The organism is Stenotrophomonas geniculata ATCC 19374 = JCM 13324 (assembly GCF_001431625.1).
Taxonomy (GTDB): Bacteria; Pseudomonadota; Gammaproteobacteria; order Xanthomonadales; family Xanthomonadaceae; genus Stenotrophomonas; species Stenotrophomonas geniculata.
The window spans coordinates 46,700-71,187 of record NZ_LLXT01000104.1 but is presented as its reverse complement, the minus strand read 5'-3'; the positions used below and the strand labels follow the sequence as shown (position 1 = coordinate 71,187).

The 24,488-nt window shown below is 66.7% G+C and carries 29 protein-coding genes; 23 read left to right on the top strand and 6 right to left on the bottom strand.

Going from position 1 to position 24,488, the window contains the following annotated elements:
• Positions 1-71 precede the first annotated feature (71 nt).
• Together ARC63_RS10950 and ARC63_RS10945 are read left to right on the top strand one after the other, a co-directional pair.
• Entirely contained in the window at positions 72-848 is a 777-nt protein-coding gene (locus ARC63_RS10950) for a DeoR/GlpR family DNA-binding transcription regulator (protein WP_057503285.1), read from the top strand.
• An 11-nt stretch (positions 849-859) separates the two neighbouring features.
• The gene (locus tag ARC63_RS10945; protein ID WP_057503284.1) at positions 860-1,993 is read left to right on the top strand and encodes an MFS transporter; all 1,134 of its coding nucleotides are present in this window, start codon (positions 860-862) and stop codon (positions 1,991-1,993) included.
• Between the two features lie 9 nt (positions 1,994-2,002).
• Here ARC63_RS10945 and ARC63_RS10940 read toward each other — a convergent pair whose 3' ends face one another.
• From ARC63_RS10940 to ARC63_RS23240, 6 genes are all read right to left on the bottom strand, one after another.
• On the bottom strand, positions 2,003-3,508 hold the full coding sequence (locus ARC63_RS10940) for a PepSY domain-containing protein (RefSeq protein ID WP_057503283.1): 1,506 nt from the start codon (positions 3,506-3,508) through the stop codon (positions 2,003-2,005).
• An 11-nt stretch (positions 3,509-3,519) separates the two neighbouring features.
• Positions 3,520-5,658 carry a TonB-dependent receptor gene (locus ARC63_RS10935; protein WP_057503282.1) on the bottom strand — a complete coding sequence of 713 codons (2,139 nt, stop codon included), beginning with the start codon at positions 5,656-5,658 and terminating at the stop codon, positions 3,520-3,522.
• A gap of 129 nt (positions 5,659-5,787) precedes the next feature.
• Complete coding sequence (locus ARC63_RS10930) at positions 5,788-6,183, bottom strand: DUF2946 family protein (RefSeq protein WP_019336919.1); 396 nt, start codon at positions 6,181-6,183, stop codon at positions 5,788-5,790.
• 211 nt (positions 6,184-6,394) lie between these two features.
• Complete coding sequence (locus tag ARC63_RS10925) at positions 6,395-6,649, bottom strand: hypothetical protein (protein WP_005408345.1); 255 nt, start codon at positions 6,647-6,649, stop codon at positions 6,395-6,397.
• Between the two features lie 11 nt (positions 6,650-6,660).
• Positions 6,661-6,885, bottom strand: coding sequence for a hypothetical protein (locus ARC63_RS10920; RefSeq protein ID WP_057503281.1), 225 nt, complete (start codon positions 6,883-6,885; stop codon positions 6,661-6,663).
• A gap of 12 nt (positions 6,886-6,897) precedes the next feature.
• Complete coding sequence (locus ARC63_RS23240) at positions 6,898-7,344, bottom strand: hypothetical protein (RefSeq protein ID WP_139042416.1); 447 nt, start codon at positions 7,342-7,344, stop codon at positions 6,898-6,900.
• Between the two features lie 29 nt (positions 7,345-7,373).
• Here ARC63_RS23240 and ARC63_RS10915 point away from each other — a divergent pair, with 29 nt between their 5' ends.
• The 21 genes from ARC63_RS10915 to ARC63_RS23800 all read left to right on the top strand — a co-directional run bounded on the left by ARC63_RS10915 (position 7,374) and on the right by ARC63_RS23800 (position 24,486).
• Complete coding sequence (locus ARC63_RS10915) at positions 7,374-9,710, top strand: VapE domain-containing protein (protein WP_057503280.1); 2,337 nt, start codon at positions 7,374-7,376, stop codon at positions 9,708-9,710.
• A complete protein-coding gene (locus ARC63_RS10910) occupies positions 9,710-9,985 on the top strand; it encodes a hypothetical protein (RefSeq protein WP_049410201.1) in 276 nt (91 codons plus the stop codon). The genes ARC63_RS10915 and ARC63_RS10910 overlap by 1 nt, the downstream gene beginning before the upstream one ends.
• A gap of 75 nt (positions 9,986-10,060) precedes the next feature.
• Positions 10,061-10,288, top strand: a complete 228-nt coding sequence (locus tag ARC63_RS10905) for a hypothetical protein (protein WP_010483758.1) — start codon at positions 10,061-10,063, stop codon at positions 10,286-10,288.
• 41 nt (positions 10,289-10,329) lie between these two features.
• Positions 10,330-10,968, top strand: coding sequence for a deoxynucleotide monophosphate kinase family protein (locus ARC63_RS10900; protein WP_057503279.1), 639 nt, complete (start codon positions 10,330-10,332; stop codon positions 10,966-10,968).
• 153 nt (positions 10,969-11,121) lie between these two features.
• Positions 11,122-11,505 carry a hypothetical protein gene (locus ARC63_RS10895; RefSeq protein ID WP_019336915.1) on the top strand — a complete coding sequence of 128 codons (384 nt, stop codon included), beginning with the start codon at positions 11,122-11,124 and terminating at the stop codon, positions 11,503-11,505.
• A 360-nt stretch (positions 11,506-11,865) separates the two neighbouring features.
• Entirely contained in the window at positions 11,866-12,294 is a 429-nt protein-coding gene (locus tag ARC63_RS10890) for a helix-turn-helix domain-containing protein (RefSeq protein ID WP_231298629.1), read from the top strand.
• Positions 12,291-12,641 carry a hypothetical protein gene (locus tag ARC63_RS10885; RefSeq protein WP_010483765.1) on the top strand — a complete coding sequence of 117 codons (351 nt, stop codon included), beginning with the start codon at positions 12,291-12,293 and terminating at the stop codon, positions 12,639-12,641. Before ARC63_RS10890 ends, ARC63_RS10885 begins: the two co-directional genes overlap by 4 nt.
• Positions 12,638-13,123 (top strand): glycoside hydrolase family 24 protein, encoded by a 486-nt coding sequence (locus ARC63_RS10880; RefSeq protein WP_057503277.1) that lies wholly within the window; start codon positions 12,638-12,640, stop codon positions 13,121-13,123. Before ARC63_RS10885 ends, ARC63_RS10880 begins: the two co-directional genes overlap by 4 nt.
• Entirely contained in the window at positions 13,120-13,497 is a 378-nt protein-coding gene (locus ARC63_RS10875) for a hypothetical protein (RefSeq protein ID WP_029550698.1), read from the top strand. The genes ARC63_RS10880 and ARC63_RS10875 overlap by 4 nt, the downstream gene beginning before the upstream one ends.
• On the top strand, positions 13,439-13,744 hold the full coding sequence (locus tag ARC63_RS23440) for a hypothetical protein (RefSeq protein ID WP_158003730.1): 306 nt from the start codon (positions 13,439-13,441) through the stop codon (positions 13,742-13,744). The genes ARC63_RS10875 and ARC63_RS23440 overlap by 59 nt, the downstream gene beginning before the upstream one ends.
• A gap of 110 nt (positions 13,745-13,854) precedes the next feature.
• Positions 13,855-14,409 (top strand): hypothetical protein, encoded by a 555-nt coding sequence (locus ARC63_RS10865; protein WP_010483773.1) that lies wholly within the window; start codon positions 13,855-13,857, stop codon positions 14,407-14,409.
• The gene (locus ARC63_RS10860; protein WP_053442589.1) at positions 14,406-14,996 is read left to right on the top strand and encodes a phage baseplate assembly protein V; all 591 of its coding nucleotides are present in this window, start codon (positions 14,406-14,408) and stop codon (positions 14,994-14,996) included. Before ARC63_RS10865 ends, ARC63_RS10860 begins: the two co-directional genes overlap by 4 nt.
• Before the next feature lie 52 nt (positions 14,997-15,048).
• A complete protein-coding gene (locus ARC63_RS10855) occupies positions 15,049-15,387 on the top strand; it encodes a GPW/gp25 family protein (RefSeq protein ID WP_010483777.1) in 339 nt (112 codons plus the stop codon).
• A 2-nt stretch (positions 15,388-15,389) separates the two neighbouring features.
• Complete coding sequence (locus ARC63_RS10850; protein ID WP_010483779.1) at positions 15,390-16,286, top strand: baseplate assembly protein; 897 nt, start codon at positions 15,390-15,392, stop codon at positions 16,284-16,286.
• On the top strand, positions 16,279-17,580 hold the full coding sequence (locus tag ARC63_RS23850; RefSeq protein WP_019336910.1) for a phage tail protein I: 1,302 nt from the start codon (positions 16,279-16,281) through the stop codon (positions 17,578-17,580). The genes ARC63_RS10850 and ARC63_RS23850 overlap by 8 nt, the downstream gene beginning before the upstream one ends.
• 7 nt (positions 17,581-17,587) lie before the next feature.
• Positions 17,588-19,105 carry a tail fiber protein gene (locus tag ARC63_RS10840; protein ID WP_057503276.1) on the top strand — a complete coding sequence of 506 codons (1,518 nt, stop codon included), beginning with the start codon at positions 17,588-17,590 and terminating at the stop codon, positions 19,103-19,105.
• Positions 19,106-19,109: 4 nt separating this feature from the next.
• Positions 19,110-19,706, top strand: coding sequence for a hypothetical protein (locus tag ARC63_RS10835; protein WP_057503275.1), 597 nt, complete (start codon positions 19,110-19,112; stop codon positions 19,704-19,706).
• 107 nt (positions 19,707-19,813) lie between these two features.
• A complete protein-coding gene (locus ARC63_RS10830; RefSeq protein ID WP_010483787.1) occupies positions 19,814-21,013 on the top strand; it encodes a phage tail sheath C-terminal domain-containing protein in 1,200 nt (399 codons plus the stop codon).
• A gap of 2 nt (positions 21,014-21,015) precedes the next feature.
• The gene (locus ARC63_RS10825; RefSeq protein WP_010483789.1) at positions 21,016-21,519 is read left to right on the top strand and encodes a phage major tail tube protein; all 504 of its coding nucleotides are present in this window, start codon (positions 21,016-21,018) and stop codon (positions 21,517-21,519) included.
• Positions 21,520-21,603: 84 nt separating this feature from the next.
• Positions 21,604-21,894, top strand: coding sequence for a phage tail assembly protein (locus ARC63_RS10820; RefSeq protein ID WP_019336908.1), 291 nt, complete (start codon positions 21,604-21,606; stop codon positions 21,892-21,894).
• Positions 21,895-22,014: 120 nt separating this feature from the next.
• Positions 22,015-24,486, top strand: a complete 2,472-nt coding sequence (locus tag ARC63_RS23800; RefSeq protein ID WP_057503274.1) for a phage tail tape measure protein — start codon at positions 22,015-22,017, stop codon at positions 24,484-24,486.
• Positions 24,487-24,488 lie beyond the last annotated feature (2 nt).

The following is a 24,488-nucleotide window of genomic DNA, read 5'->3' as shown; positions in this document are numbered from 1 at the left end:
AGCCACCCTGTGTCCACTTCCACCCATTGCACGTTGTTGCACGTTAACGCACGAATGTGCAGACTTGCAGCATGAGCTCAGATCCCAGCCCCCTCCCCGCCCAGCGCCCCCGGCAGATCCTTGAGGAACTGCGCCAGCAGGGCCGCGTGGTCGCCGCCGAACTGGCGCGCCGCTATGCCGTCTCCGAAGACTCGATCCGCCGAGACCTGCGCGAGCTGGCCGCACAGGGCCTGTGCCAGCGTGTCTACGGCGGCGCCGTGCTGCCACCGCCGAAGGAACGCCCGCTGCGCGAGCGGCTCACCCGCGACCGCAGCGACAAGGCCGAGCTGGCCGCCCGCGTCTGCGCGCTGCTGCAACCCGGCCAGGTCGTACTGCTTGATGCCGGTTCGACCAACCTGGCGATCGCCCAGCAGCTGCCGACCGCTCTCGGGCTGACGGTGATCACCAATGCCCCGCAGATCGCCACCGCCGCCAGCATGCTTGAAGGCACCCTGGTGCAGCTGATCGGCGGCCGCCTGGCCAGCGGCGGCGGTGCGGTCGGTGCCGAAGCGTTGGCCCAGGTGCAACGCCTGCGTGCCGACGTGTACCTGCCCGGCCCCTGCGCGGTGGACGGCGACACCGGCGTGTGGGCGATGGATGCCGAGGAAGCCACGCTCAAGCGCGCGATGGTGGCCTGCAGCAGTCGCATCATCGTCGCCGCCACCACGGAAAAGCTCGGCGCCCGCGGCCACTGGCAGATCGCCAGCCTCGACGAGATCGACGATCTGGTGCTGACCACCACCGCACCGCCAGCACTGGCAGCTCGCTTCCGCGCCGCCGGTATTGCGGTGCACCCCACTCCTCCCTGACCGTACCGCTCATGTCCCTCGCCAACCGCGCGCGTGCCGAACAGCACGCGACCCGCGCTGCATTCTTCATTCCCGGCTTCGCCACCGCGCTGTGGGCCACGCTGGTGCCCTTCGCCAAGGCACGTACCGGGATCAATGACGCGACGCTGGGCCTGGTACTGCTCTGCCTCGGTGCCGGTTCGCTGCTGGCGATGCCCTTGTCCGGCGTGCTGGCCGCGCGCCTCGGCTGCCGCCGGGTGATGGTGGCCAGCAGCCTGCTGATCTGCCTGACGGTGCCCGGCCTGGCACTGGCCGGTTCGGCCTGGACGCTGGGACTGGTGCTGTTCGTGTTCGGTGCCGCCGTGGGCGCGATGGACTGCACGATGAACGTACAGGCCGTCATCGTCGAGCGCGAAGCACGGCGCGTGATGATGTCCGGCTTCCATGCCTTCTTCAGCATCGGCGGCTTCCTCGGCGCGGCCACCATGACCGTGCTGCTGTCCGCGCAATTGCCACCGATAGCGTCGGTGCTGATCGGCGTCGGCGCCATGCTGCTGGCGTTGCTGCTGTCAGCGGCGTACTGGCACAGCGAACGGATGCCGCACGACACACCGATGCTGGCCCTGCCACACGGCATCGTGCTGTTCATCGGCGTACTGGCGTTCGTTGCGTTCCTCGGCGAAGGTGCGATGCTGGACTGGAGCGCGGTGTTCCTCAGCGATGTGCGTCGCGTCGATGCCAGCCTCGCCGGTATCGGCTATGTGACCTTCACCCTGACCATGACCATCGCCCGCCTGTTCGGCGATGCACTGGTGGCGCGCGTGGGCCGCCAGCGCGCGATCGTTCTCGGCGCTCTGCTTGCTGCCGCTGGCGTGCTGGTGCTGACCCTGGTCACGCCATGGCAGGCGTCGCTGGCGGGCTATGTGCTGGTCGGCCTTGGCTGCGCCAACATCGCACCGGCGCTGTTCTCGCTGGCCGGCCACCAGACCCGCATGCCGGGTGCGCTGGCGATCACCGCCGTTTCCACGCTGGGCTTCGCCGGCATCCTTGCCGGACCGGCGCTGATCGGCTTCGCCGCCAACCATTTCGGCCTGATCACCGCGTTCATCGGCGTGGCCACGGCCTTGCTGCTGGTGGCCGTGTCCACGCGTTGGCTGCGGGTGTAGCCCAGTGCATCAGCGCCGCCTGCGCCGCAGCTTCATCCGCAACCGGCGGTAGCCGATCACCGTGGCCGTTGCACACAACGCAGTGCCCGCAACGCTCAACAGCAGCAGAACAGCCAACCGGGCGGTGTCGAAGCGCAGCATCGCAGGCAGGTCCCAGCTGTGCAGGAAGTAGAACAGCCAGCGCCCCACCCGCTCGCGATACCCCATCGTCAGCAATGGATCGCCGGTGGCCAGGTCTAGGTAGACGCGCGTCGCCTCGGCATCGCCGAAGTCCACCACCGCCACCGGGAAGCGGCGCACCGCTGCGCCGTTCATGGCTTCCGGTGCACGTGGGTAGAAGTACGCATCCGCTGCATGCTGGACCCAGTACCCCTGCATGGGCGCATCCGACAGCGCCCGCACCTTCTGCTGCAGCCACCCGGCCGGCAGCCACCGCGCAACCTGCAGATGCCCATTGCTGCCGGACACGATACGGGTCTCGCCCTGTCCGTCCAGCAGCACCGCGAACAGCTCGCCACCGATGCGTCGCCACTGGATCTCCACGGGCTTGAACCGCTCGGCCTCGACGGCCGTCAGCAGCGCCGCTGGTTCGCCCAGTGCGCCATCCACCACCACCGGACCACCACGATAACGTCCGCTGTCGATCGCCTCGCGCGTGCTGCTCAAGACGCCCCACGGGTTCATCGACATCAGCCCGCTGAAGATCCAGGTGAACACGAACGCTGCAGCCACCAGCCCGATCAGATGGTGCCAGCGCATCCATGGTTCGACGTATGGCGTCTTTGCACCCGAACGGTAGTGTCCACGGAAACGCCAGCGCCACACACCGACCACGATGCCGCTGACTGCGGCCACCGTGCACAGCGCGGACAACACGATCACCACCCACGTCCACACCGGGTCCACCGACTGCATGCGCAGGAAGTACAGCCAGTGCAGCCAGGCACCCACATAGTTCCAACGCTGCTGCACATGCGGTGCGTCCAGCACCACTTCGCCGGTGTGCGAGGACACATACAGGTCACCCGGCTGCGCGCCCCCTACCTCCACCCGGTACAGCGGCCGGTGCGCGTCCAGCGCGCGCGAGTGCGTCCAGCGATCCTCATCCACGCGCATCGCGCCGACGAACGCCTGGCCGCCAGCAAACTGCGCAGCGGATGCTTCGGCACGCTGTGCCGACACCGGCAGCAGCACCTGGCCGGTGCGCGCAGACCAGGCGCCCACGTTGCCGCCGCTTCGCACCACATACGCTGGCTCGCCGCGCAGCGTCGTCAGTGCCACGGCCTCCGGCTCGGCCTGCACGGCGGCCGGCAATGCCGACAGCCCCTGCCAGCCGCGGGCATCCCCCAGCACCGGCAACGCCGCCAGCCGCTCACCCGGCGTCAGCTTCGGGTAGCCGATGAACAGCATCACCATGCCACTCACGAACCACAGCAGCATCAACAGGCACCCACCAATGCCCAGCCAGCGGTGCACCAGATAGGTCCAGCGCCTGGCGGTGGATCGCAGCGTCATGGCCGGCCTCCTCAGAAGCGATGGTCGACGGTGAGTTCGACGCGCCGGTCCGCACCCAGCAGCCATTGCGTGCTGGTGTAGTACGCGGTGGCGTAGTACGCCTTGTCGAACACGTTGAACAACCGCGCGGACAGCCGCGTGCGCGGTGCCGCCTGCCAGGTCAGCGCCAGGTCGGTGGTGCTGTAGCCGGGAAGTTCCAACGCGTTGGCATTGTCGGCGTAGCGCTTGCCGACATAGCGAACACCCGCCGCTGCGCTCCAGTCCGGCAGGAACTGCCAGCTCAACCATGCGTTGGCCAAGCGCTCGGCCACGTTCGGCGGTACGTTGCCATCACGCGACACCAGCACCGCCGGCGAACCCGTGGTTTCCAGGAAGTCCTCGAACTCGGCCTTCAGCACCGTCGCGTTGGCATCGAGCGACCAGTGCGGCGCGAAGTTCCAGTTCAAGGACGCTTCAATACCGCGCGAGGTCTGCGCACCCACCTGCACCCGGCGATCCGGCACCAGCGGATCACGGCTGAGCAGACCGGTCTTGCGGATGCGATACGCCGCCAGCGTCCACTCGCCGCCATCGAAGGCCTGCTTCAGGCCCACCTCGATCTGCCGGCCCTTGGCCAGATCGAAGGCACCGTTGGCTGGGCTGATCATCAGCAGTCCACTGACCGGGTCCGCCGCCTGTGAGTACTGCGCGTAGAGGCTCAGCGTCGGCTGCAGCGCGAATACGGTACCTGCACGCCAGCCGGTGCTGCTGTAGGTCTTCGAGAACGCGTTCTGGCCACTGATCAGATCGGTGCGATCGATGCGCGCGCGGTCGTGGCGCAGTCCACCCAGTACCGACCAGCGTTCGCTCAACGCCAGCCGGTCCTCCACGAACAGCGCGTACTGCTCGGCGCGGTTGCGATAGCGCGGCAGGTTGGGCGCGTCGCTGGCGAACCGGCCTGGCACCGGATCGAACGGATCGACCGGGCCCGAGCTGCCGGCATAGGTGTTGTTGGTGTGCTTGAAGTGCGCACGATTGGCATCGAGGCCCACGGCAAAGCGGTTGGCCAGGCCCGCGATGTTTCCTTGTACCCGCAGTGTCGAGGTCAATCCGGTCTGGTCCTGGTTGTGGGTGATCTCGGTGTTGCCGGAGCGATCGATCAAACCGGTGGCGCGGTTGTAGACATAGGCCTCGGCATTGCGCCAGTCGCGCTGGCTGTCGATCTGGTAGACGCGGGTGCGCCATTCCACGTTCGAGGTCGGCATCCACAGCGCATCAAGTTGGGTCCAGCGGTCGCGATAACGGATGTCGCTGTCTTCCACGTTGTAGTTGCGATGGCGAAGTGCTTCCAGCTGGTGGCCATCCACCAGCGGCGTGCCGAAGTAGCGCATCGGTTTCTGGTAGCCCTGCGCATGGGTGAGCGTCAGCTGCAGATCCGTGCGCGGCTGCCACAGCAAGGCACCGGAGAAGGTCGCGTCCCTGTTGCGCCCGCGATCGACCCATCCACCGCTGTAGTTGCCACTCACGTCCAGCCGATAGGCCAGGTCCGGGGTCAACGCACCGCCGCTGCCGAAGCCCAGGCGCGCAGTATCCTCGCTGCCGACGGTCACGCTGATCTCGTTCTCGATGGCGCTACGCGAGGGCTTCCTGGGCACGATGTTGATGACCCCGCCAATGGCGCCATCACCATGGATGACCGACGCCGGGCCGCGCAGTACTTCGATGCGTTCGGTCGACCAGGTATCGAACGGGAAGGTGATGCCCACGCCGCCGTACTGGCGAAGCCCGTCGTACAGGCGCATCACCGAGGCGCCATCGGTGAAGCCACGGCTGGACAACGCACTCAGGCCGTTGCCTGGGTGCGGCATCGCACTGATCGCGCCTGCCCGGCTGATCGCATCATTGAGGTTGGTGTCGCCCCGCTGTTCCAGTTGTTCGCGCGAGATCACGGTCAGGCTGGCCGGTGTCTGCAGCACGCTCAGGCCCAGCGCAGACCCGGCGCTGGCGGTGGAAGACAGTTCACCGCTGCGGGTGTCGACCACGCGCACGGTATCCAGCGTGGTCGGAGGTGGCGCATCGGCGGCAAGGGCGGGCACGGCGTACAACAGGGACATGCACAGCGCAGGCAGTGTCGCCCTGCGCAGGCGCGCGGAGTTGGGGTTGGTTTTCATTTGTTCACGGCATGCAAGGCCACCCCGCAATGGCAGGGCAGCAATCAGAAAGGGGCAAACACGCGCGTGCGGGCACCGGCCGTGGCCGGCAACCTCATGGAAGAACGTTCAGTGCAACACGCGTGCGGCTCAGACGGCCATCAAGGCCGGCGGCCCACGCGCTCCCAATGTGCCGCTGATCCGTTGCGGCAACGTCTGCACCGCACCGCGCAGCGCGCGGCACACCGGTGCCATCGGCGCCAACAGCAACACTGCCGCCACCAGCAGGGTGATCAGCCGTGCAGCGATCAGGCAGTAATCGCAGTCCACACCCATCTCATGGTCGGCGTGTGGATCGGCAGCCGGCTTCGGTGTCGATTCCCCGTTCTGCATTGCCATCGCGTGATGGTCATGGTGCGCTTCCATCGCGTGCTGTGCATGCTCTGCGTGCATCGCGTGATTCAAGGCTGCCACCGGTGCGGTGGCCGCAACGTGGTCATGCGCCAGCCAGCGGCTCACCAGCGGGGCGAGCAGCACCAGCAGCATGGCAAGCCATGCCAGGACCTGGAACCGGCGGTGGAGGACAGAACGACGCACGCCACCATTCTACGGGGCGACGGCCAACCTTGGACCTAGTTCAGGGTTTCCAGAAAGGCGGTGCGACGTTATGACGCAGCCGCGGACGCAGACGCTCTCCACGGCCCCAAAGGGGGACGGAAGGCGGCCTTACAGCCCCTTCCGTCCCCACATCGCATTGCTAGAACCGCGCGGGCTGCTGCACCGCACGTTCCAGGAACATGACGCCCGCCTGCAGGCTGTTGCGGGCGTTCTCCAACCAGCGCTCCGGATCGGCCACCGCAAATCGCTCCTGTGCATCCACATCACCCGAGTCGGCCAGGTCGGCCAACTGCAGATGGATGTGGTTCTCCACCAGGCTCACCAGCACGGCGAGCTCGGCCGACAATCCGGCGATGCGTTCGGTGAAGCCAGCGTCGTTGCTGTTCAGAGACATGTCCCCTGTTCCTATGCGTTGCGGTGTTGATGGATGGCTTCGAAACGCTCGGCGCAGGCAGGCCCACAGAACAGCCTGGCCGGATCGTTGTCGAAGTCTTCGCTGCAGTCCGGGTTGTGGCATTCCCCAATGGGCCTGAGTGGGGCAACGCTGCGGGCCCGCGTTGCGTGCCGGGCCAGTGCTCGTTGCAGATGGCGCGCGTCCAGTTCCTGCGCTTCGTCGATGGTGTCCGTCATGCGGGTTGTATTTTATCGAGGGGTCGTCGCACTGATTGAGAACGTCGCGGCCGCGGCCTGCGGCGCGCATGTGGCGTCAGGCCGGGGCATTTCATTGAGGTCGGCTTCAGTCATGCAGGCTCCTTGTGCATGGGCGCCCTGGCGGGCGTTCGAGAGAGAGTGAAGGGCCGCGTCGAACGGCGCGGCCATCATCCGGAAACCGGTTCTCGCCGATTGCGACACAAGACGGCGATGATGCGGATCTGCGATCGCAGTCGCATGTTGAACCGCGTGGAGCGCCCTTGGCGGATCCAGGGACAGCAGGTATCCAAAGGTGTTGCAAATGGCGGATCCATCGGACACCATGACCACATCAACACCTTCCATCACCTGCTGACCACTTCGCGTCGGGCCGCCGCCGCATGGCCTGCACAGCGCAGGCATCGCACAGCGCCATTGCCATCCACGGTCGCTGTGCATCGAACAACGTTCCAAGGGGGTCCAGCCGAATGTACACACCGCACCCAACGCAGGACGTCGTCCCGGCGTTCCTGCAGGCCATGCATGCACACGGCATCGTGCCGGACGCACGCGGACGCGATGCACTCAACGCCGACGGCACGCTGGTGCGCTTCCACGTGGAGGGTGACCGTCGTGGCACCCGCAATGGCTGGGCGGTCCTGTTCGGCGACAACGTGCCCGCCGGCGAGTTCGGCAGCTGGCGTACCGGGACCCGTCACGCCTGGTGCGCGCAATCACCGGCCACGCTGAGTCCCACCGAGCAGCGCGCGATCCGGCAGCGCCAGGAATCGGCCCGGACCGAACGGGAGCGGCAACAACGCGAGCGCGAGGATGCCGCAGCCAAGGCCGCCAACGTACTGTGGCAGCGGGCCATGCCCGCCGACGACAGCCACCCCTATCTTGCCCGGAAGGGCGTGCACGCTCATGGCCTGCGCGTGGCAGCGTGGCCGGTACGCAACAGCGATGGGCTGGTGTTCCGCCACATCGAGAATGCGCTGTTGGTGCCGGTGGTGAACACTGCCGGACGCATCGTCTCCCTGCAGGCGATCCTTCCCCGTACCGACCCGGCACTGGGGCGCGACAAGGACTTCCTGGCCGGTGGCCGCAAGCAGGGCTGCTTCCATGTCATCGGCAAACCATTGCCCGGGCATCCCATCGCCATTGCCGAGGGCTATGCCACCGCGGCATCGATCCATCAGGCCACCGGCTGGTGCGTCGTGGTCGCGTGGGATGCGGGCAACCTGACGGCCGTGGCCCGTGCCTGGCGCAACGCCGTACCCGATGCCTCGTTCGTGCTCTGCGCGGATAACGACCAATGGACGCGGCAACCACTGGAGAACCCTGGTGTCAGCCAGGCCACGCAGGCTGCGGCGGACATCGGTGCTCGGGTGGTCTGGCCGGAATTCGCCATCGTGCACGGCGACGATGATCGCCCCACCGACTTCAACGACCTGCATCGGCGTGAAGGCCTGGAAGCACTGCGCGCGCAGCTGCTTGCCGACCCACCGTGCGCGCCGGGCGAAGTCCCCGCCGAGAGCGGCACACGCTCCCCGGCCGCCGCGAGCTACCAGGTTCCCGGCAACCTCTCCGCCTTCGATACCTTCACTCCGTTCCCCGACAGCAGCGCACGCGGCCGCCCGTTGCCGACCGCGCGCAATCTCGCCGAGCTGTGCCGCCGCACCGGCGTTACGGTGCGTTACAACGTCATCCGCAAGGACCTGGAGATCCTGGTGCCGGACCTCCAGTCCACGATCGACAATGCCAAGGAGGTTGCCGCCGGCGAAGTGATGGACTGCATGCACCGTGCCGGCATGGCCACCGCCAGCTTCGAGACCAACCTGTGCCAGGTGGCCGAAGCCAATCCCTACAATCCCGTTGCCAGCTGGATCACCTCGCAGCCCTGGGATGGCCACTCCCGCCTCCAGGCGTTCTTCGACACCGTGCAGGAAGCCCAGCCCACGCGCATGGCCGATGGCCGCATCCTGAAGGAGGTGCTGATGCGGCGCTGGCTGATCTCCGGCGTGGCGGCCGCCTTTGAACCGGATGGCGTGGTCGCGCGTGGTGTACTGACCTTCGTCTCCAGGCAGAATCTGGGCAAGACGCGCTGGGCACGGCAGCTGGCACCGGCCGAACTGCAGCTGATCGCCGATGGCGTGGTACTCGACCCCACCAACAAGGACAGCATCAAGCAGGTCATCTCCAAGTGGATCGTGGAGCTGGGTGAGGTCGACGCCACCTTCCGCCGCACTGATATCGCCGCGCTGAAATCATTCATCTCGCGCAGCCACGATGAAATCCGCCGGCCTTACGCACGCACCGAATCGCGCTATGCGCGGCGCACCATCCTGTTCGCCAGTGTCAACGACGAGCGCTTCCTGCGTGACGCGACCGGCAACAGCCGCTGGTGGACCGTGCATGCCGTGGCGTTGGGTGAACCGGCGCGGATCGACATGCAGCAGGTGTGGGCCGAAGCCCACGCGCTGTACCGCAATGGCGAGACCTGGCACCTGTCCGGCGAAGAGCTGGATGCGCTCAATGCCACCAACAGCGAGCACGAACCCATCTCGCCTATCGCCGAGCTGATCGATCGCCACTTCGACTGGTCCCTCCCCGCCGAGCATTGGAGCACGCACTACCGTGCCACCGAGATCGTCATCGCGGTGGGCATCGACAGACCGAACCGGCGCGAGGTCAACGAGGCCGCCGCCTACGTGGTGAAGCGGCATGGCGTGCGCACCCGCGTGGTGGGCAAGGAACGGGCAAAGGTATGGCTGATGCCACCGCGCAGCCGCAGCCTGTCCGAACACATCGCAGGACCGTTCTGATGCCACGCACCCATGATGGCCGCGAAGTCGGCAGCGACAGCGCCGAGTGGCGCCTCGACTGCGAGGCACGGCGCCTGCTGCAACTGGCGGGCTACCGCTGCATCGACGCTCAAGGGCGGTGCAGAACGATCAGCCCGCGCCGGCATCGCCAGCAGTACCTGGCGCGCGTACAGGCCACCCGGGGTCCTGTGGAGCGCGAGCGATTGGCGTCACTGGCGGTACGGCAATGGATCGCCAATCCCCCCTCCCAGCCCGCCGAGGATGCCAGTAGATGAAAGGTGTTGACTGGAGCGGTCCACAGAGGCAAGATGACTGTATCGGCCACGCCACCTTCCAGGAGCGCTTCCGCCATGCCTCGACCCCGACTGCATGCCTTCGAAGGTGAGCAGCTCACCGTGCGACAGATCCACCAACGGGTACCGGTACTGTCCGAGCGGACCATCCGCGATCACCTTGCTGCCGGCCGTCGTACGCGTACCGCCATGTTGTGCTTTGACCCGATCGCGGCGGCAGCGCGCGGTGGCCGCATCACCCAGCGCATCCTGCGCGCCCGCAGCACCGCCGCACGTGATTCCTGATCCACCGGCAGCGGCCACGTCCTTCAAGGAGTAGATTTCCCATGATTCCCGCGTCCCTCGACAGCGGCCATCGCATGATCGCCGACACGCTGGCTGCGTTCCGTGCCGGGCCTGCCCTGGCCAGCACTGCGCTCCGCGCACGCCCGCAGGCGGGTCCGCCGCTCTACATCGGCATCGCCGGCGCCCAGCGCGCGGGCAAGGACACCCTCGCCAGCGGGCTGGCGTCGGCACTGGCACTGCCCTGCGACAGCTTCGCCGCACCGCTGCGGCAGTTCGTCGCGTCCCTCCTCGGGCTCTCCCTGCGTGAACTGGACAGCCGCAAGGAGGACACCATCGACTGGCTGGCCGAACTTACTCCTCGCCACCTGATGCAGACCGCGGGTACCGAATGGGGCCGCGACCGTGTCCATCCCGAGTTGTGGGTACGCTCGCTGTTCGCGCGCCTGCCTGCGGGAGGACTGGTGCCCGACGTCCGCTTCAGTAATGAGGCCTGCGCGATCCGTCGCCGCGGTGGTGTCGTGATCCGCGTCAGCCGCCCGGGCCATGGAGGCCATGACACCCACGCCAGCGAGCAGCCACTGCCCGATGAGCTGGTCGACATCGAGGTAAGCAACGACGGCAGCCGGGCCGATCTGGTACGCAGGACGCTGGACCAGCTGCTGTCGCGCGGCGTGATCTGAGCCTGGAGCAGGGCCGCGCTGCCCTGCAGCTTCCCCTGACCCAACCGCAGGTTCCGGCCCATCATCGGCGAAAATGATGTAAGGTCGTCCCCCATCACCGACGGCACCTGTCGTCACCCTGCATCCCCAATCATTTCGCAAAGAGGAATTGTCATGGAGGTCGAACAGTTCACGTCGACGCGCCAGAAGGCCATCGAATTGTTCAAGTCGCAGCCCAAGGGTGGCAAGGACATCGTGAGCCTGGACGCGATCTTCATCTCGCTGTGCTCGCTGGCCAACGCCCGGGCCGAGACCGGCACCACCCGGCAGGAACGCACTGCGGCTCGTCCTGGCAGCCAGCAACCTCCCGCGCCGTGGTTCACCGAGACCCTGGCCGCCCTGAAGGGCAAGGGCGAATCGATCACCGTGGCGCGGTTCCTGATGTTCGCCAACCGCTTCCCGGTCAAGCGCATGGACCAGGTCAATGCAGCGCGCTGGCTGCGTGATGCCGGCTACATTCCGCGCAAGACCGGCGGCAACCTGGTATTCGACCTTTGATCCAGCACCACCTGCAGTCCTGAAGCCCCGGCATCGTCCGGGGCTTTTTCGTTTCAGGGCCTGCTCACCGGTGTGAGGGAGGACGACCAACGGGACGCCATCCTCACCCCATACCTGCCACATCCCCTTGATCTGCCTTTCCCTCCTCTCTGTGAGGACTGCGAGTACGAAGGAAGGAGCAAACATCAGCAGCAACAGCCAGCGGCCGCAGGGCGTCATGCGCTCCCGAGCAGCCATCCTCACCCGTCCTCGGGGCACCGATGAATACCTTCAGCACCCATACTCGAAAGTAGACGAAAGGTGTTGACTGGCAGTGAGGGATGGCAACAGTGGAGATCAATGCCACTGAAGACATCCTCCATGAACGCCCTGCCCGACAGCATCCAGACCCTGGCCGAGGTCATCGGCGAATCCGCAGCCCTCACGCTGGTGCGTGCGTGGCCGCCGACAACGTCCAGCACCACCGGCCGTCATCGCGTCATCGTCTACGTTCCCTCCACCCTGCCCGACCAGCATCGCCTGATCGACATCCTCGGCCGCGACGTTGCCCAACGGCTGGTCAACCACTTCGGTGGCGAGCTGCTGTTCCTGGCCTCGTGCTTTGCAGCCAGCGCCCATGAGCGCCGCGAGCAGATCGCACGAGCGGTCGCCTGTGGCATGCCGCGCGAGCACGTCGCGCGCGAGTTCGGTGTCTCGCAGACCACCATCAAGCGCGCCCTGCGTGGCGCCCGTTCCGCGCCACCGACCGCGGTCCATCCGGCCCTGCTCAAGGGGTACGCACGCGCATGAACGAGAGCGACCTGCTGGCCGGTGTACCGGACTGGGCCAAATATCTAGGGGGAACCTCGGGTGTACTGATCGCGGTGTCGCTGTGGCTGCGCCAATGGTTGTCGTCGGCCAAGGTCGACCGCACCGCAGACGAGGCCACCAGCAACACCCTGCGCACCCTGCAGGAGCAGCTCGCAGCCGAGCGTACCCGCGCCGACGGCCTGATGCACGAGCGCGAAGCAATGGCCCAGGAGATCGGCCAACTGCGCGGCGAGGTCAACGCCCTGCGCGCGCAGATCGCCCAGCAGAGCGTGCAGATAGACGCGCTGTTGAACCTGGTGCGCAAGCAGCCGGGGGCCGCCGCATGACCGCCGCTGCAGCCAGCGCCCTCGGTGGGGCCAACGTCGCCGCATTCCTGGACATGCTGGCGGTATCCGAAGGCACCGACATCCCCAGCCAGCACTCGCGTGACCGCGGCTACGACGTGATCGTGGGTGGCCAGTTGTTCAACGACTACCGCGACCATCCCCGCGTGCTGGTGTCGCTGCCACGCTATGGCATCAAGTCCAGTGCCGCCGGTCGCTACCAGTTCCTGCGCAGTACCTGGGATGACCTGCGCGCGCGGCTGGGCCTGCCCGACTTCGGCCCGGTTTCGCAGGACCGCGCGGCCGTGGCGCTGCTCAAGCAATGCGGTGCCTACGAATTGATCCGCCTCGGTCGCTTCGATGCCGGCATCAACGCCGCACGACGTATCTGGGCGTCACTGCCGGGCGCCGGCTACGGGCAGAAGGAGCATGCGCTGGAAACACTGCGCGTGGCCTACCGCGCCGCCGGCGGAGGCCTGCAGTGACGCCCGTCGCCCTGCGGTTCCGCATGGGCCTGCTGGTCCTCGCCGGTACCCATGCATGCTGTGCCTGGCTGGGGTGGACGCTGCGCGACCGCAGCGCGGACCTTGCCATCGCCACCGTCCAGACCGCACAGCAGGCATCGCGCGCTGATGCGGCGCAGGCCGCACATCAGCGGGACCTCGGCAACGCCCGCGCAGGTGCGCAGGCCGAATCGCAGCGCCTGGCCACGCAGGCCGAACGCACCCGGCAATTCCAAACCCTGCAACAGGACATCGAGACCCATGCCAAGACTCCTGGCCGTGACCGCGGCGATGCTGATGCTGAGTTCGTGCGCATCTGGCGCGAAGCCAACGCCGGTCGCGCCCTGTCGCGTTGATCTCAGCATCGCCCCGGCGCAGCTGCGTGCGCCGGACGAGCTGCCGGACCTGCAGGCGGCCAACGACGATGCGCTGCTACGCAATCACGTTGCCGTCGCGCGGCAGTACCACGCACTGGCCGACCAGCTGCGTGCCCTGCTGTGCAGCCTCGGCAGCCAGCAGGGGATCACCCTCAACGGTACAGCGCCAATGGCGCCTGCAGAGTGCACAGCCACCGGCACGGCCACCGCGCGACAACAGCGCTGATCCCCGCGGCCACGCCTGCAATGTCCCATGCGGCGGGTGATGGCAACACTGGATGCAGACAGCGCGCGTCCCCAACCAGGCGCGTACTCCCATTCAACGCACGAGCTGACATGGCGACCAACTCCTCCTCTTCCATTCTCGACGCACTGCACCCCGCCATCGAAGCCGCGATCCGCGCCCGCTTCCCGGACTTCGCAACCGTCGAGTTCTATCGCGAACCCGGTGCTGAAGGCCTGGCCACACCCGCCTGCCTGCTGGCAATGACCCGCTGCGATCGCAGCAAGGACAAGGACGATGGCAGCGGGCAGATGCAGGCATTGCTGCGCTTCGAGGCACGCGTCGTCGTCGCTGCCGCCGCTATCGACGCGGCACTGCAGCTGCGCAAGGCCGCCGTCGCGCTCGCCGGCTGGCTGCACCAGCTCGGCCGGTTCCCCGGCGCGGCCAGCGGCGCGATCGATGTGATCGCCGCACTGCCCGAAGACACGGCGGCGGCGCAGCCAGGCCTTCGCACCTGGCTGGTGGAGTGGTCACTGCCGGTCGCTTTGGGCAGCAACGCCTGGGAGGAGACCGGAGGCGCAGTTCCCCAGGCCTTCTACAGCTTCGTACCGGAGATCGGTCGTGATCACGAAGCACGCTACCAGCCCATTGAAGGAGCAGCACCATGAGTGCCGAACACGCGCGCCTGATCGGCAACCTGCTGATGATCGGCGTCGTGCGCGAGCTGGACGAAGCGGGCGGCCGCGTGCGCGTGGATGCAGACGGCATGCTGACCGACTGGATTCCCTGGCTGGAGCGCCGTGCTGGCCCGGGCGTGCGCAGCTGGTGTGCACCCGAACCCGGCGAGCAGGTGCTGCTGGCGTGCCCCTATGGCGACCCCGGCCAGGCACTCGTTCTCGGCAGCCTGTACCAGGACCGGTTCCCGGCGCCCGCCGACTCGCGGCTGCGGCACCGCACCGAGTTCGCCGACGGCAGCGTTGTCGAGTACGACCAGGAAACCGCAACGCTCAACGTCGATGTCGGCAGCGGCAAGGTCATCGTCACCTGTGCAAGTGCACAGGTGATCGCCAGTGAGTCGATCGTGCTCGATACGCCATCGGTCAAGGCGACTGGCGACCTGGACGTCACCGGTGCGATCAGTGCCGGCAAGGACATCAGCACATCCGGCGAGGTCAAGGCTGGCGCCATCGGCCTGAAGGCACACAAGCACACCGCACAGGGTCCGACCGCACCTACCACGCCCGCGCAGCCCTGAGCGGCCACGCGTGCAATGCCCTGAAAACCCGCACTCCACGACGATAGAGGCCATGCGAGGAATCGACGCCAACACCGGCAAATCACTGGATGGGCTCGCCCATCTGCACCAGTCCGTGCGTGACGTTCTCACCACGCCCCTTGGCTCCCGGGTACTGCGCCGTGAATACGGTTCGCGCGTGTTCGAACTGATCGATGCGCCGACCAACCGCTCGCTGCGCATGGACCTGATCGCGGCCACCGTCGACGCACTCGCGCGATGGGAACCGCGGCTTCACGTCGAGAACGTCGACGTCTCCCTCCCCGCCCCCGGCGTGATGATCCTGGCAGTGACCGGAATCCACCTGCCGGACGGCGAGGCCATCACCATCGAAGGAATCGAGGTTCGCTAACCGTGGCATCCGGCTCGTTCACCAGTGTCAATCTCTCCCAGCTGCCTGCACCGGCGGTCATCGAAGTGCTCGATTTCGAGACGCTGTTCGATGAATCGTTGACCGCACTGCAGGCGCTCGACCCCACCTTCGACGCGCTGCTGCCGTCGGACCCGGCCTTCAAGATCCTGGAGGTCTGCACCTACCTGCGCCTCCTCGACCGACAGCGCGTCAACGATGCGGCGCGTGGCGTGATGCTGGCCTACGCGGTCGGCAGCGACCTGGACCAGCTGGCCGCGATCTTCGGCATCGGCCGCCAGATGCTGGACCCGGGCAAGCCGCAGGAAGGCATTCCGCCACGCTACGAGAGCGATGAAGATTTCCGTCGGCGCATCCAGCTGGGTCCGGAAGGCTTCAGCGTGGCCGGGCCGGAAGGCGCCTACATCTTCCACGCGCTGAGTGCCGATCCGCGGGTGCTCGACGCCAGCGCGACCAGTCCGTCGCCGGGTGAAGTGGTGGTCTCGGTGCTGTCGCGTGAAGCCGATGGCACGGCCACCCAGGCGCTGCTCGACGCAGTGGAAGCGAAGCTGAGTGCGGCCGACGTGCGTCCGCTGACGGACCACGTGCTGGTACGCACGGCGGCAATCATCAACTACGCGGTCACCGCCACGCTCTACACCTACGCCGGCCCGGATTCGCAGGTGGTGCTGGCCGAAGCACGCTCGCGCCTGGATCGCTACATCGCCGAGTCGCATCGGCTCGGCCGCGATGTCACCCGCTCCGGCCTGTTCGCCGCATTGCATGCCGAGGGCGTGCAGCGCGTGGAGATTTCCAGCCCGGCGGCTGACGTGGTGGTGGACCGGACCCAGGCCACCTACTGCACCGCGGTGACCCTGACCCATGGCGGCAACGATGAATGATTCCACCGCACGCCTGATCAATGCACGCCTGCGTGGCGCGATCGATGGGCACAACCTGCAGTTCCGCCATCCAGGTGGCGCACTGGCCACCCTGCAGGCGGTGTACCGCACCGATTGGCAGGGGCGTTTGAAGCTGTCGGATACGATGCGGCGCAACCTGCAGCGTTTCTCGGCATCCTTCGACCATCCACGATGGAAAGGCTTCTACGTGAAGCCGGCCAACCTGTCGTCCAGTCATCCCGCTCCGGATGGCAGCTCCAGTGCCTGGTCCTTCCCGGTCTCCGATGCGATCGGGGGCCCGGAGCAGAACTTCGCCGGCGTGGTGGACGAGGATGGAAGCGCGTTTCCCAATGGTGCCGTGCGCACCATCAGCATCTGGCTGCGTGCAACCGAACCCTGTGCGATCGACTTCGGCATGCGCGCCACCGGCGCAGGCAGGACCCGTCTGCAGGTGGGCACCGAGTGGAAGCGCTACAGCTACACCTATGCCGCAACCGCGGATGACGCCCCCCGGGGCGTGAGCATCGTGCTGGATCGGCGGGCGGGCGGGAACGCCGGCCTGAAGCCGGACAGCCGCATCCACCTTTGGGGCGTGCAGGTGGAGGAAGGCCGCGAGGCGACCAGCTACATCCGCACCATGCCCGAGCCAGTGGGCGTGATCGATTACAGCGTGCTCAACAATGTGATCACGCTCAGCCGCCCTCCCGCTCCCGGTTCGATCATCGACGCCGACGCGCTGATCAGGGTGCCGACGGCAACCACCCTGCTGCCGCCCAACGCCACCCGCGCGGAACGGGCGCTGGCCCGTGCTGCGGTGACCCGCCCGCTGCCGGTGGACATCACCGCGCTGTGGGATGCGGACCGCTGCCCGGCCGCGTTGCTGCCCTGGCTGGCCTGGGCCTTGTCCGTCGACGAATGGAAGGCCTACTGGCCGGAAACGGTAAAGCGTGCCCGCGTGCGCGCCGCGATCGCGATCCAGCGCCGCAAAGGCACCTGGGGCAGCGTCCGCGATGTGGTGGCTGCGTTCGGCGGTTCGATCCTGATCCGCGAATGGTGGGAAATGCAGCCGCGAGGTGCACCGCACACCTTCGAAGCGGTGATGACCATCGCCAACCAGGGCGGCGAGACCGCCACCGCCAAGTTCGTCGACGACGTGATCGGCGAGATCAGCCGCACCAAGCCGGTGCGCTCGCACTTCACGTTCACCCAGGGCATGCAGGCCAGCGCCGGTATCGGTGCACTTGCCGGCGCCCATGGCACCACCTTCCGCCGCATCCAACTGATCGGAGAGTAAACCCCGCATGCGCTTGAAAATCACCGACGCCGGCTTCGCCAGGCTGGTCAATCCACCCAACACCGGCACCAGTGCCGTGCTGATCACCGAGATCGGCCTGACGTCCACGGCATTCACGCCGACGGCAGGGCTGACCGCCCTGCCCGGCGAGATCAAGCGGGTCTCGACGTTCGGCGGCAAGGCCGTGGGCGACGACACGCTGCACGTCACGATCCGTGACGACAGCGCTACCGCCTACAGCCTGCGCGGCTTCGGCCTGTACCTGGGCGACGGTACGCTGTTTGCAACCTTCGGCCAGACCGATCCGATCATGGAGAAGACCGCAGCCTCGATGCTGCTGCTCTCCACCGATACCCGCTTCAGTGAAGTCGATACCGCGCTGATCGAGTTCGGCAATGCCGAATTCATCTATCCGCCCTCCACCACCGAGGTGCAGGGCGTGGTCGAACTGGCCACGACGACCGAGACCGAAGAGGGTGCAGATGCCCAGCGTGCGGTGACACCGCGCGGGCTGCGTGCCTTCATCGACAAGCGCTTTGGCGCCAGCGCCCCCACCCAGTTCGTCCGCACGCTGCTGTCGATCGCCACCGATGCCGCGTTCCGCTCCGCCCTGGGGCTGAAATCGGCCGCGTTGAAGGACGAGGGCGCCGACAAGGGCCTGGATGCCGACCTGCTCGATGGCCGCCACGGCACCCACTACCTGGACTGGCGCAACATGACCGGCGTGCCATCCAGCGTGCACGTGCCCGGACAGGTGATTCTGTTCGCCGGTGCCACCGCGCCCAACGGCATGCTGCTGTGCAATGGTGCCGCTGTTCCGCGTGCCAGCTACCCGGCCCTGTTCGCCGCCATCGGTACCCGCTACGGCGCCGGTGATGGCGCAACCACCTTCAACCTGCCGGCAATGCAGGAAGGCACGGTGGTCACGCACACACTGAACCCGGAAGCGGTCGGCAGCTTCACCCAGGGTGAGGTGATCCGCCACACCCATGGCGCAAGTGCGGCGACAGCGGGCAACCACAGCCACGCCATTTCCGTAGGCGCAGGCGGCGCGCATTCCCATGGCGCCAGCGCCAGCGCGGTAGGCGACCACGCGCACGGTGCATGGACCGACTCGCAGGGCCACCACGCGCATACCGGCGGCACCTCGTGGATCGGCGATCACCAGCATCTCACCGCGTTCGCCGAATCCGGCACCACCTACCCGTGGGGCGCCGACTACAACAACCACGCCGGTTCACGCGGCAACCTGGACTACGACAACCCCTGGCCGTACACCAGCCCGGCCGGTGGCCACGCCCACAGCTTCACCACCGACGGCGCAGGCGGCCACGGCCACAACATCGGCATGAACGGCGCCGGCGGCCACTCGCACACCATTTCCATCGCCCAGGTGGGTGACCACGGCCACGCCGCGTCGGCCGCCGACGCCGGTGCGCACACCCACACCGTCGTGGTGGAGAACGCCGGTGGCGACCGCAACCTGCCGGCTGGCCTGCGGATGATCTATTGCATCGCGTACTGAGGACATGAACTTGCCTACCGAACCGCGCTTCGCGCACTCCTACGATCCCGATACCCGCGCCTACATGGGCAAGGTCCGCCTGCAGCCTTCGCCGGACGGCGCCTGGAACCTGCCCGACTTCACCGTGGACGTCGCGCCTCGCCAACCTACCGGCGAATACCAGGCACTGCGCCTGGCCGAGGATGGCTCACGCTGGGAACTGGTGGCCGATTTCCGCAACTGCATGCTGTGGGACACACGCACCGCGATGGCGGTACCCAACCGCCTCGCGCTGGGCGAGCCGTTGCCCAAGGACGTGACCCTGTCCGAACCATTCAAGCTGGATGGCACCACCGCGCAATACAACGCGTGGAATGCCAGCCGCCGCGAATGGACGCTGCTGCCGGACTACAGCTCGCGACCGCTGTGGAACAAGCACGATGCCAGCTTCGCGACTCCCGTTTCCCGTGGGGTCGCGCTGCCGCCATCGGTCACCGATCTGGCACCGCCTGCAGATCGCAGCTACCCGGTCACCTTCGATGAAGCCCGTGCTGCCTGGGTGATGGTCACTGCCCCCGAACCCGACCCGGCCGCGCAACCGCAACCGCAACCGCAACCGTGATTTCGGGCCACCGCTGCAATTAATCCAGCCGCGGCCAGATACGAACATGTACCCATGCGGCGCAGATCGCGACCGCAGCACCCACCCAACCAAGGAAAAAACAACGCATGGCCGAATTTCTGCATGGCGTGCAGGTCGTCAACATCGATGGTGGTTCCCGCTCGATCGCTGTTGCCTCGACCAGCGTCATCGGCATCGTGGGCACCGCGCCCCGCGCCGACAAGATCGCCTTCCCCTACAACACTCCGGTCCTGGTGACCTCGCGTTCGCAGGCAGCCAAGCTGCTCGCCAACGCCGCAACCGAAGTCGATGAGGGCACCCTCCCGGGCCAGCTCGACGCCATCTTCGACCAGTCCAACGCGGTTGTGGTCGTCATCCGCGTCGAGAAGGGCGCCACCGAGAACGACACCCTGGCCAACGTGCTGGGCGGCGTGAACGCGCAGACCGGTGCCTACACCGGCGTGCATGCACTGCTGGCGGCAAAGTCGGTGGTGGGCATCAAGCCCCGCATCCTGGCGGTACCGGGCTTCACCCACACCCACGAAAAGCGCGATACCGAACTGCTGGCCAACCCGGTCGTGGCCGAATTGCTCGGCATTGCCGACAAGCTGCGCGCGGTGATCATCAAGGATGGCCCGAACAGCAACGACGACGCCGCCAAGAGCACCACTGCTCTGACCGGTTCCAAGCGCGTCTACGTGGTCGACCCGGCGCTGCTGGTGCAGTCCGGTGATGCCATCGTCACCCGCTACGCCTCCGGTGCCGTGGCCGGTGCCATTGCCCGCAGCGACAACGAACGCGGCTGGTGGGCATCGCCGTCCAACCTGGAGCTCAACGGCGTGGTCGGTACCGCACGCGCGATCGACTTCGGCCTGTCCGACGCGACCAGCCGCGCCAACCTGCTGAACCAGTCGAACGTGGCGACCATCATCCGCGAAGGTGGCTTCCGCCTGTGGGGCAACCGTACCGCCAGCAGCGACCAGAAGTGGCAGTTCCTGTGCGTGGTGCGCACCGCCGACATCATCGCCGACAGCCTGGAAGCCGCCCACCTGTGGGCCGTCGACCGCGGCATCAGCAAGACCTACGTCGACGACGTGCGTGAGGGTGTCAATGCCTTCCTGCGCGGCCTGAAGACCCAGGGCGCGATCCTCGGCGGCAACTGCTGGATCGACCCCGACCTGAACGCAGCGGACAGCGTGGCCCAGGGCCGCTTCTACTGGGACTTCGACTTCACCCCGACCTACCCGGGTGAGCAGCTGACCTTCCGCATGCACATGAACAACAACTACGTCTCGGAGATCTTCTAAGCATGGCGCGCAAGATCCGCAAAAACTTCAACTTCTACGTCGACGGCAAGGGCTATGCCGGCAGCGTGATGTCCTTCACCGCCCCCAAGCTGTCGCTGAAGACCGAGGACTTCCAGGCCGGCGGCATGCTGGCCCCGACCGAGATCGTGCTCGGCCATGACAAGCTGACCGCCGATGTCGAGTTCGCCTCCGACGACGCGGAGATCATGAGCAAGTTCCACGTCATCGAAAGCAAGGAATACGGCTTCACCGCCCGCGAAGCGCTGGAAGGCGATGACGGCGAAGTGACCCAGGTCGTGCACAACATGCGCGGCAAGGTGAAGCTGCTGGACCGTGGCGAAACCAAGGTCGGCGAGAAGGGCACGATCAAGGTCAACCTGGCGCTGAGCTACTACAAGCTGACCCATGGTGCCCAGGTCGTGCAGGAGATCGACGTGGTCAACATGATCGCCCGCCAGGGTGGCGTGGACGTGCTGGCCGGCATCCGCGGCGCACTGGGCATCTGAACCCTCGCCGCACTAAAGAACCCGGGGGCGCCTCGCGCCCCCGCATCCATCGCACCGCATCGCATCGCATCCAGGAACGCATCCATGTCCAGCAAGACCAAGACCCCCACCGACACCGTCATCGAGCGCGATGGCTTCGCCGAGATCACCCTCACCCGCCCGCGCCAGGTCAATGGCATGGAAACCGCCGTGCTGCGCATGCGTGAACCGACCGTGGAAGACATGGAGCGCTACCAGGATGACAAGGGCAGCGACGCACAGCGCGAGGTGCGGATGATCGCCAACCTGTGCGAGGTCTCGCCGGAAGACGTGCGCAAGATGCCGCTGCGCGACTACGCACGACTGCAGGCAGGCGTCGCGCTTTTTACCACCTGACCCTGCCTCAGATCAGGCAGGGAGTGCTCGCCCTGGCCGGTCATACCGGCTGGGGCCTGCGCGAGATCATGACACTGCGGGTGTCTAAGTTCATCTGGTGGATTCAGGGATTGCCGGTACATGGCCAGTAACGTTCAAACGACAACGATCACGATCGGCGGCGAGGTGTCCAAGTCACTGAAGGACGCCTTCTCCTTTGCCAACGACGGTATCAAGCGCCTCGGCACCGAGGTGACCCTGCTGGACCGCAGGCTCGCGCGCATGAGTACGACCAGCAAGGAGTACGCCCGCATGCGTACCCAGGTCGATGCGCTGCGTGCCTCGCAGGTGGCGCTGGAGAGCATCGAAGCAAAGCGCGACGCCAACCTGGAGAAGCGCGGGAAGCTCGGCTCGGCATTTGGCGAAGCACGCGGCACGCTTGGCACGGCCGTTACCGCGCTGGCCAAGCCGGTCGAGAACGCCTCCGGCTTCGCCCGCCAGAACCAGCAGATCGGTGTGGCAGCCAACCTCAGCCGCGCCCAGGTCAGCGCACTGGGGCAGGCCATCCTGGAACAGTCGCGTGCAACCAACCAGGGCGCCGACGCGCTGCAGCGCTCGATCAGGCTGATGATCGACGCCGGCATGGATGCGCAGTCGGCCCAGGCCAGCCTCGGTGCTGTCGGGCGGACCACCACTGTCACCGGTGCCAGCATCGATGATGTGGCCCAGGCTGCGGCCGCCCTGCAGCAGTCGTTCGATATCGATCCCTCGCGCATGCAGAGCGCGCTGGATGTGCTGGTGGTCAACAGCCGGCAGGGCGGCCTGGGCCTGAAGGACATGGCCGCAGTGCTGCCTACCCTGGGTTCGTCGTTCGAAGCGATGAAGCTGCAGGGCACCTCGGCGACCGCCACCCTCGGCGCGGCCCTGCAGGCCACGCTGGACTCGGCCGGCGGCGCCGACAAGGCCGCCAGCAACATGAAGAGCTTCATGTCCGAGGTGCTCTCGCCGGACATTCAGGAGAAGGCCAAGAAGAGCCTGAACCTGGATCTGCGCAAGATCATCGGCGATGCACAGACCAGCGGCGGCAATCCCTTCGACGCTGCGATGCAGGGAATCATCCAGGCGACCGCGGGCGACCAGAAGAAGATCGGCACCCTGTTCAGCGATGCACAGGCGAAGAACTTCGTCCAGCCGATGATCGAGAACTGGGATACCTACATCCGTGTCCGCGACAAGGCCTTGAATGGATCGGCGGGTACCACCGATGCGGCCTATGCCGATGCGATGCAGACCGATCCGCAGAAGATCGAGGGTGCCAAGATCGCCGTGGACAACCTGTCCAAGGCCTTCGGTGCGGCACTGCTGCCCGCGGTGGGCGAGGCCGCGGTCAAGCTGACCGAGCTGTTGAACGGGGTTACCTCGTTCGTGCAGGAAAACCCGAAGCTGATCGCCAACACCACCCAGATCGTGGTCGGCATGCTGGGCATGCGCACGGCGGTGCTCGGCGCTCGCTACGCCTGGACCTTCCTGCAGGGCCCGATCCTGGGCGTGCAGAAGGCCTTCCAGCTGTTCCGTGGTGGCAGCCTGCTGGCACAGATGGGGCGCTTCGGGCCGATGGCCATGCGCCTGGCATCGGGCTTCCGCATCGTCGCCACTGCCGTGGCCGCCATCGGTGGTGGTCCGATCACGATCGCCATCGCGGCAATCACCGCAGGCGCCATCCTGGTGCGCAAGTACTGGGAGCCGATCAAGGCATTCCTGGGCGGCTTCTGGGAGGGCCTGAGCGGTGCAGGCACCGCAGCGATGGGTGAACTGATGCGTGCGGTTGAACCGCTGCGCCCCGCCTGGGAAGTCATGAGCGGGTTGATCGGCCAGGCCTGGGACTGGCTGTCGAAGATGCTTGCACCTGCACAGTACACCGGCAACGAACTGTCGCGCGTTGCCCAGATCGGCAGCTTCCTCGGTACCGTTCTGATGGAAGGCCTGAGAATGAACATCCAGCTCATCAGCGGCCTGGTGCAGTACGTCGCCTGGATGGGCAACGTGTACACGACCGTCGCCAGCGGGATCGGAATCGGAATGAGCAAGATGTGGACGGCGATCAAGTCCGGTGCCGAATCCCTGTTCGACTGGCTCATCCCGAAGCTGGATTTCCTCATGCCCTACGTCGAGAAGCTGATGGGGTTCGTCGAAGGGGGCATTGGCAAGGTCAGTGCGCTGGTCGGCAAAGGCCTGGACTTCGGCAAGGAGGTGCTTGCCGGTGGTGCGGAAGCGATCGGCAACGGCATGGTGGGGTACACGAACATGCGGGCCGGCGGCCGAGGTGGCCTGGATGACGCCGTGGGCCTGGTCGGCGACGTCGCCACGTTGGACGCGCCGGGCGCGCGCAAGCGTTGGGGCGGCATCAGCGAGGCCGCTCGCGGTCGCACCGCACCCGACATGCCATCGCCCACTACGCGCGGCGTCACCACCGTGCAGCAGCAACAGACCAACAACATCACCATCCACCAGCAACCGGGTGAATCCAGCGAATCGGTGGCGCGTCGCACTGCCGACGAACTGCAGCGTCGCAACGCGGTTGCTGCCCGTGGTGGCCTGGCAGACAGGAACTAAGC

Coding starts and splice junctions, on each gene's coding strand:
- ARC63_RS10915 (WP_057503280.1), top strand. CDS start 7,374: ATGTACACACCGCACCCAACGCAGGACGTCGTCCCGGCGTTCCTGCAG.
- ARC63_RS10840 (WP_057503276.1), top strand. CDS start 17,588: ATGCGCTTGAAAATCACCGACGCCGGCTTCGCCAGGCTGGTCAATCCA.
- ARC63_RS10905 (WP_010483758.1), top strand. CDS start 10,061: ATGCCTCGACCCCGACTGCATGCCTTCGAAGGTGAGCAGCTCACCGTG.
- ARC63_RS10890 (WP_231298629.1), top strand. CDS start 11,866: ATGAACGCCCTGCCCGACAGCATCCAGACCCTGGCCGAGGTCATCGGC.
- ARC63_RS10950 (WP_057503285.1), top strand. CDS start 72: ATGAGCTCAGATCCCAGCCCCCTCCCCGCCCAGCGCCCCCGGCAGATC.
- ARC63_RS10935 (WP_057503282.1), bottom strand. CDS start 5,658: ATGAAAACCAACCCCAACTCCGCGCGCCTGCGCAGGGCGACACTGCCT.
- ARC63_RS10925 (WP_005408345.1), bottom strand. CDS start 6,649: ATGTCTCTGAACAGCAACGACGCTGGCTTCACCGAACGCATCGCCGGA.
- ARC63_RS10820 (WP_019336908.1), top strand. CDS start 21,604: ATGTCCAGCAAGACCAAGACCCCCACCGACACCGTCATCGAGCGCGAT.
- ARC63_RS10860 (WP_053442589.1), top strand. CDS start 14,406: ATGAGTGCCGAACACGCGCGCCTGATCGGCAACCTGCTGATGATCGGC.
- ARC63_RS10830 (WP_010483787.1), top strand. CDS start 19,814: ATGGCCGAATTTCTGCATGGCGTGCAGGTCGTCAACATCGATGGTGGT.
- ARC63_RS10825 (WP_010483789.1), top strand. CDS start 21,016: ATGGCGCGCAAGATCCGCAAAAACTTCAACTTCTACGTCGACGGCAAG.
- ARC63_RS10895 (WP_019336915.1), top strand. CDS start 11,122: ATGGAGGTCGAACAGTTCACGTCGACGCGCCAGAAGGCCATCGAATTG.
- ARC63_RS23240 (WP_139042416.1), bottom strand. CDS start 7,344: ATGCACAGCGACCGTGGATGGCAATGGCGCTGTGCGATGCCTGCGCTG.
- ARC63_RS10835 (WP_057503275.1), top strand. CDS start 19,110: ATGAACTTGCCTACCGAACCGCGCTTCGCGCACTCCTACGATCCCGAT.
- ARC63_RS10940 (WP_057503283.1), bottom strand. CDS start 3,508: ATGACGCTGCGATCCACCGCCAGGCGCTGGACCTATCTGGTGCACCGC.
- ARC63_RS10910 (WP_049410201.1), top strand. CDS start 9,710: ATGCCACGCACCCATGATGGCCGCGAAGTCGGCAGCGACAGCGCCGAG.
- ARC63_RS10885 (WP_010483765.1), top strand. CDS start 12,291: ATGAACGAGAGCGACCTGCTGGCCGGTGTACCGGACTGGGCCAAATAT.
- ARC63_RS10880 (WP_057503277.1), top strand. CDS start 12,638: ATGACCGCCGCTGCAGCCAGCGCCCTCGGTGGGGCCAACGTCGCCGCA.
- ARC63_RS10855 (WP_010483777.1), top strand. CDS start 15,049: ATGCGAGGAATCGACGCCAACACCGGCAAATCACTGGATGGGCTCGCC.
- ARC63_RS23850 (WP_019336910.1), top strand. CDS start 16,279: ATGAATGATTCCACCGCACGCCTGATCAATGCACGCCTGCGTGGCGCG.
- ARC63_RS10920 (WP_057503281.1), bottom strand. CDS start 6,885: ATGACGGACACCATCGACGAAGCGCAGGAACTGGACGCGCGCCATCTG.
- ARC63_RS10930 (WP_019336919.1), bottom strand. CDS start 6,183: ATGCTGCTGGTGCTGCTCGCCCCGCTGGTGAGCCGCTGGCTGGCGCAT.
- ARC63_RS10900 (WP_057503279.1), top strand. CDS start 10,330: ATGATTCCCGCGTCCCTCGACAGCGGCCATCGCATGATCGCCGACACG.
- ARC63_RS10945 (WP_057503284.1), top strand. CDS start 860: ATGTCCCTCGCCAACCGCGCGCGTGCCGAACAGCACGCGACCCGCGCT.
- ARC63_RS10865 (WP_010483773.1), top strand. CDS start 13,855: ATGGCGACCAACTCCTCCTCTTCCATTCTCGACGCACTGCACCCCGCC.
- ARC63_RS23440 (WP_158003730.1), top strand. CDS start 13,439: ATGCTGAGTTCGTGCGCATCTGGCGCGAAGCCAACGCCGGTCGCGCCC.
- ARC63_RS23800 (WP_057503274.1), top strand. CDS start 22,015: ATGGCCAGTAACGTTCAAACGACAACGATCACGATCGGCGGCGAGGTG.